6 protein-coding genes are annotated in these 6,208 nt (G+C 72.4%); 2 read left to right on the forward strand and 4 right to left on the reverse strand.

Annotated features, from left to right (window positions below; translation table 11 throughout):
• The 4 genes from N869_RS03000 to N869_RS03015 form a co-directional block, all read right to left on the reverse strand.
• Positions 1-729, reverse strand: coding sequence for a DUF4191 domain-containing protein (locus N869_RS03000; RefSeq protein ID WP_035057637.1), 729 nt, complete (start codon positions 727-729; stop codon positions 1-3).
• Between the two features lie 82 nt (positions 730-811).
• Complete coding sequence (gene lipA, locus N869_RS03005) at positions 812-1,813, reverse strand: lipoyl synthase (protein ID WP_035057640.1); 1,002 nt, start codon at positions 1,811-1,813, stop codon at positions 812-814.
• Between the two features lie 46 nt (positions 1,814-1,859).
• Positions 1,860-2,531 carry a lipoyl(octanoyl) transferase LipB gene (gene lipB, locus N869_RS03010; RefSeq protein ID WP_035057666.1) on the reverse strand — a complete coding sequence of 224 codons (672 nt, stop codon included), beginning with the start codon at positions 2,529-2,531 and terminating at the stop codon, positions 1,860-1,862.
• A 10-nt stretch (positions 2,532-2,541) separates the two neighbouring features.
• Positions 2,542-3,024, reverse strand: coding sequence for a MarR family winged helix-turn-helix transcriptional regulator (locus tag N869_RS03015; protein WP_035057644.1), 483 nt, complete (start codon positions 3,022-3,024; stop codon positions 2,542-2,544).
• Between the two features lie 52 nt (positions 3,025-3,076).
• Here N869_RS03015 and N869_RS03020 point away from each other — a divergent pair, with 52 nt between their 5' ends.
• The gene (locus N869_RS03020; RefSeq protein ID WP_035057668.1) at positions 3,077-5,242 is read left to right on the forward strand and encodes an MMPL family transporter; all 2,166 of its coding nucleotides are present in this window, start codon (positions 3,077-3,079) and stop codon (positions 5,240-5,242) included.
• Positions 5,218-6,208: Gfo/Idh/MocA family protein (locus N869_RS03025; RefSeq protein ID WP_035057670.1), on the forward strand; the 991-nt coding region annotated here is incomplete at its 3' end. The genes N869_RS03020 and N869_RS03025, both read left to right, overlap by 25 nt.

The raw sequence follows: 6,208 nt of genomic DNA on the forward strand, positions 1-6,208 counted from the left end.
TCAGCGGCCCCGCATCCCCTTGCGGTCCGGCCGCGCCTTGAACGGGTCCACGCCCTTGGGCAGCGGCAGGCGGGCGCCCCCCAGCGCCTTGAGGCGCTTCGTCACCTCGGCAGCCTCATGCTTGGTGAGCTTGGGCTTGAGGCGCTGCACGGTGCGCGGGAGCTTGCGCAGCCGCACCTGACCCTCCTCGCGTCCGCACTGGATGAGCGTGATCGGGACCGTGGGCATGACGCGGGCGACCTTCTTGCGCTCCGCCTCCAGGAGCTTGCGGGCACGGTGCGGGGGCCCCTCGGAGACGAGCACCACACCGGGTCGGCCGACGCCACGGAACACGGTGTCCTGGGTCCGCGGGTCGACGGTGGTGGGCTCCTCGGGGAAGTCCCAGCCCCGGCGGATGGTGCGCAGTGCCGACAGCGCGGCCCCGGGCTGACCCTCGATGCGGCTGTACGCGGCGGCCTCGGCCCGCCTGGCCAGCACGAACATGCCTGCGAGCAGAGCGAAGGGCAGGCCGATGATCAGCAGGTACACGACCTGACCGATCAGGAGTCCGATGCCCACGGCGAGGCCGGCGACCGCGCCGAACGCCAGGAGCATCCACCACGTCACGGCCGGGTCGGCCTTGCGCGTCATGGTGTAGGCCTGCGCGATGTTGTGGTACCACCGCGTCTTCTTGACCTTCGGGGCCTTGCCCTCGGGGGCAGGGGAGGACTCTGCTGACTTCCGGGCCATGGTGGGCCAGTCTAGTGGTCTGACGGACGCGGGCATGAACGCGCCCGTCGGGCGCGCGCCGGCGGTGCTGCGCCCGAGGGTCTCAGCGCGCCAGGAGGCTGGCGGCCTCCTGCCGGGCAGGGCTGTCCTGGTCGAGGTGGGCGAGCGCGGGAGGGATGGTCCGGCCGTGCCGGCGCATCGCCTGCGCCCACAGGCGGCCCGCCCGGTAGGAGGACCGGACCAGGGGTCCGGACATCACGCCCAGGAACCCGAGGCGCTCGGCCTCCTGCGACAGCTCCAGGAACTCCTCGGGGCGCACCCACCGCTCGACGGGGTGGTGACGGGAGGAGGGGCGCAGGTACTGGGTGATCGTGACCAGGTCGCAGCCCGCCTCGTGCAGCTGGCTGAGCGCGTCCACGACCTCCTCGTTGGTCTCGCCCATCCCGAGGATCAGGTTGGACTTGGTGACGAGCCCCGCCTCGCGCGCCGCGGTGAGCACCGACAGGGACCGGTCGTACCGGAACGCGGGGCGGATCCGCTTGAACACCCGAGGGACCGTCTCGACGTTGTGTGCCAGCACCTGCGGGCGTGAGGAGAACACCTCGGCCAGCAGGTCGGGAACGGCGTTGAAGTCGGGGATCAGCAGCTCGACGCCGGTGCCCTCGTTGAGGGCGTGGATCTGGCGGACGGTCTCGGCGTACAACCAGGCACCACCGTCGGGCAGGTCGTCCCGGGCGACCCCCGTGATGGTGGAGTAGCGCAGTCCCATGGTGCGCACCGACTCGGCCACGCGTCGCGGCTCGTCGGTGTCGAGGGCGACGGGCTTGCCCGTGTCGATCTGGCAGAAGTCGCACCGCCGGGTGCACTGGTCGCCGCCGATGAGGAAGGTGGCCTCGCGGTCCTCCCAGCACTCGAAGATGTTGGGGCAGCCGGCCTCTTCGCACACGGTGTGCAGGCCACCGCTCTTCACGAGCGACTTCAGCTCGTTGTACTCCGGGCCCATCGTGGCCCGGGTCCGGATCCACTCGGGCTTCTTCTCGATCGGGGTCTGCGCGTTGCGGGCCTCGACCCGGAGCATGCGGCGTCCTTCGGGTGCGATCGTCACCGTGTCAGCCTACGTCAGACGTCCCACGACCGAGCCGTGAGCCTGATCACCCACCGGTGACCGCGGTCCGGGCGTCGGCCCGGACGGTGGCCAGCGCACCGGTGAGGTGCGGGCGCAACCGTGCGTCGGCCTCGTCGACGGTGACACGCCGTCCCGTCTCGAGCGTGAGCGACGTCACGTCCGCGTCGTCGATGCCGCACGGGACGATCCGTGAGAAGGCCGCCAGGTCGGTGTCGCAGTTCAGGGCGAGACCGTGCATGGTGACGCCCTTGGCGACCCGGACGCCGATCGCGGCGACCTTGCGGTCCCTGCTGGTGGTGGTGGACGCTGGGAGCCACACGCCCGACCGGCCGTCGACCCGGACGGCCTCGAGCCCGAGCTCGGAGCACGTGTCGATGACGGCCCGCTCCAGCGCCCGGACGTAGGCGACGACGTCGACCGGCTCCCGCAGTCTCACCAGGGGGTACACCACGAGCTGCCCGGGTCCGTGCCAGGTGATGCGACCCCCCCGGTCGACGTCGACGACCGGGGTCCCGTCCACGGGCCGGTCCCAGCTCGCGGTGCGCTTGCCGGCCGTGTACACGTCGTGGTGCTCGACGACGACCAGCGTGTCGCGCCGCGTGCCGTCCGCCACCTCGCGGTGCAGGTGCTGCTGCAGCTCCCACGCCTCCTGGTAGCCGGTCAGCCCGTCGCGGGCCCGCAGGTCGAGGACGTCCATGCCAGGCACGCTACCCGCCCTCGTGGTCGGTCCCGGACCGGCCGGGCACCCCGGCGCGGTCGGCGTCGGCGTCGATCATCTTGTTCAGCAGGACGCGCAGGGTCGCCACGTCCTGCGGCTCCAGCCCGCGCACGCTCATGCGCTCGGCAAGCTCGGAGTCACCCGCCTGGCGCAGGGCCTGCCACCCCGACGGGGTCAGTGCCACGCGGTGACGGCGACGGTCGTGCGGGTGGCTGTGCCGCTCCACGTACCCGGAACGGTCGAGCCGGGCGACGATCCGGCTCATCGTCTGCTCGGTGACGTTGGAGGCCTCGGCGAGCTCGCGCTGGGACCTGGGCCCCGACGCCAGGTGGAAGAGCACGGGGATGCTGGCGTGGTTCAGGCCCCAGGCGTCCAGGTGGGTGTTCCACTCCCGTTCGATGCGACGGGCGACGGCCGACAGCAGGCGCCCGGTCGGCCACTGGCCGACCCCCTGCGGTTCTGCGTCACCCATGTGCTGCCTCCTCGACTTGTCACCGAGGCTAGACGGATTCATGATGCTCAGCATGCTGAGTAATCGTTCGTGGTCGACCGCGGTCCTTCGTGGAGCCGTGGTGGTCGCCGTCCTGCTCGCCTGGCTCGCCGCCGGAGGGGCCGGCGGCGTCGCGATCGGCAACCTCTCGGACGTGCAGCAGAACGACGCGGCTGCCTTCCTCCCCGAGGGCGCCGAGTCGACCCGGGCCGCGGAGGCGGCCCGCGCGTTCGTCGAGGACACCACCCTCCCCGCGATCGTCGTCTCGGAGGCCGAAGCACCGCTGAGCCCGGAGCAGGTGGCCACGATCATGGCGTTCGCCGAGCGCGTGCCGGACCTGCCCGTCGGCCAGGACGGGACGGTCGGCGACCTGCTCACCGGCACCCCCGTCGCCATCCCCGCCGAGGACGGCCTCGCGGTGATGGTGGTCGTCCCTCTGGATGCCGAGCGCGCCAACGCCCAGAACGGTGAGGACCGGGCCGTGAACGCGGTGGTCGACTCCCTGCGGGACGCCGTCGACGCCGACCTGGACCTCGCCGGGGTCACCACGTGGGTCACGGGACCCGCTGCCGGGATCGCCGACCTGGTGGCGGCGTTCGCCGGGATCGACGGTCTCCTCCTCGTCGTCGCGCTGGCCGTGGTCCTGGTGATCCTCGTGGTCGTCTACCGGTCGCCCAGCCTGCCGATCACCGTGCTGGCGACCTCGATGCTCGCCCTGACGCTGGCGGCCCTGGTCGTGTACCGGCTGGCCGAGGCCGACGTCCTGGTCCTCAACGGGCAGAGCCAGGGGATCCTCTTCATCCTCGTGGTCGGTGCCGCGACCGACTACTCCTTGCTCATCGTCTCCCGATACCGCGACGAGCTGCGCCTGGTGGAGTCCCCCTACACAGCGATGCGCCGGGCGCTGCGCGCCACCATCGAGCCGGTGGCGGCCAGTGCTGGCACCGTCATCGCCGGCGTGCTGTGCCTGCTGCTGTCGGACCTGACCTCCAACTCCAGCCTCGGTCCGGTCGCGGCCGTGGGCATCGTCAGCGCCTTCCTCGCTGCGACGACGCTGCTGCCGGCCCTCCTGCTGATCGCGGGCCGCTGGTCACGGCTCATCTTCTGGCCTCGCGTGCCGCGGCCCGGTGCGGCGGTCGACCGTGTCGACGAGACGGCTGAGCAGGTCGAGGCCCGCTCAGGCGCCTGGGGCCGGATCTCAGCGGCGATCGCACGGCGCCCACGACGCACCTGGGTCCTCACAGCGGCGGTGCTGCTGCTGCTCACGGCCTGGGTGCCGACGTTCCAGGCGCAGGGAACGTCCGAGAGCGACGTGTTCCTCACCGAGGTGGACTCCGTCGCCGGTGAGCAGGCCCTGGCCCGGCACTTCGACGCCGGTGGGGTCCAGCCCGTGGTCGTGGTCGGGCCCGAGGCGGACGCCGGGGCGCTCGTGACCGCCCTGACGGCGGTGGACGGCGTGGTCGGCGCCGAGGTGACCGCCGACGAGGACGGCGCGCCCGTGGTCGTCGACGGGCGAGTCCGGATCGAGGCGGTCACGACCCAGGCACCGGAGTCCCAGGAGGCCCTGGACGTGGTGGTGGACATCCGGGACACGGTCCGCGGGGTGTCGCCCGGCTCGATGGTCGGGGGCGTGGCGGCCGAGCGGGTGGACACCCTGGCCACCGCCGGGCGTGACCTGGTGGTGATCGTCCCCGTGGTGCTCGTGGTGATCCTCGTGGTGCTGATCGGCCTGCTGCGCTCGGTCGTGGCGCCGCTGCTGCTGATGGGCGCGAACCTGCTGTCCTTCGGCGCGACCCTGGGCATCGGTGCCCTGGTGTTCAACCACGTGTTCGGGTTCCCCGGTGCCGATCCCACCGTGCCGCTCTACGCGTTCGTGTTCCTGGTGGCCCTCGGGATCGACTACTCGATCTTCCTCATGACCCGGGTACGGGAGGAGGCCCTGGTCCACGGCACCCGGGACGGGGTCCGGCGCGGCCTGTCGGTCACCGGCGGCGTGATCACCAGCGCCGGCATCGTCCTGGCGGCCACGTTCGGGGCGTTGGCCGTGCTGCCGCTGCTGTTCCTCGTCCAGCTCGCGTTCCTCGTCGCACTCGGTGTGCTGATCGACGCGCTCGTGGTCCGCACCCTGCTCGTGCCTGCGCTCGTCCACGACGTCGGTCGGGCATCCTGGTGGCCATGGCAGAACAGGATCAGGGACTGACCGGACTTCGTGTCGGGCTGGTCGGGTACGGCGACGCGGGCCGGGGGATCCACGCGCGCCTGCTGCGCGAGGTGGGTCACGTCGTCACCGACACGGTGACCCGTCACCCGGCGCGCATCGCCGCTGCCCGCGAGGACTGGGCGGGGGTCCGGGTGCACCCGGACCTCGACGGGCTGCTCGGCCGTGCCCGCGAGCTGGACGTGGTGGTGGTGGCCTCACCGAGCGGGAACCACCTCGAGCACACCCGCGCGGTGCTGGGCGCCGGGCTGCCGGTCGTGGTCGACAAGCCGCTGGCGGTGGACGCGCTGCAGGCCCGCGAGCTCGTGGTGACCGCCGAGAGGGCCGGGGTCCCGTTGACGGTGTTCCAGAATCGCCGCTGGGACGACGAGCAGAGGACCCTGCGCGGACTTCTCGAGAGGGGTGAGCTCGGGCGTGTGCACCGGTTCGAGCGTCGGTGGGAGCGTTGGCGACCGGTGCCCAAGGACCGGTGGAAGGAGAACGCCGTCGGTGAGGGGGGTGGCCTGCTCCTGGACCTCGGCAGTCACCTGGTCGACTCGGCGGTCCAGCTGTTCGGGCCCGTGCGGACCGTCCATGCCGAGATCCGGAACCTCACCACCCCGGCCGACGACGACGTGTTCCTGGCCCTGGTGCACGCGGGTGGGGTCATCAGCCACCTGTCCGCGTCGGGGTTGTGCGGGGCGCCGGGGCCACGCACCCGCGTCCTGGGCGATCAGGGTGCCTACCTGGTCACGTCGTTCGAGGGCGAGCCGACACCGTTCGAGGGCCTGGCGGCCCCGGCCGGGCACGAGGGGTGGCTGGTGCAGGGCACGTCCCTCACCGCGGTCCCGCGCCCGCCCGGGGGGCACGCCGACTTCTACCGTCAGGTGGGGCGGTGGGTGGCGGCGGGGGCGCCCGCGCCGGTCGACCCCGGTGACGCCGTGCACGTGGCCGAGGTCCTCGACGCCG

Origin of the sequence: Cellulomonas bogoriensis 69B4 = DSM 16987 (assembly GCF_000767165.1) — a bacterium.
GTDB lineage: Bacteria > Actinomycetota > Actinomycetes > Actinomycetales > Cellulomonadaceae > Actinotalea > Actinotalea bogoriensis.

Coding starts and splice junctions, on each gene's coding strand:
- N869_RS03000 (WP_035057637.1), bottom strand. CDS start 729: ATGGCCCGGAAGTCAGCAGAGTCCTCCCCTGCCCCCGAGGGCAAGGCC.
- lipB (WP_035057666.1), bottom strand. CDS start 2,531: ATGGACGTCCTCGACCTGCGGGCCCGCGACGGGCTGACCGGCTACCAG.
- N869_RS03015 (WP_035057644.1), bottom strand. CDS start 3,024: ATGGGTGACGCAGAACCGCAGGGGGTCGGCCAGTGGCCGACCGGGCGC.
- N869_RS03020 (WP_035057668.1), top strand. CDS start 3,077: ATGCTGAGTAATCGTTCGTGGTCGACCGCGGTCCTTCGTGGAGCCGTG.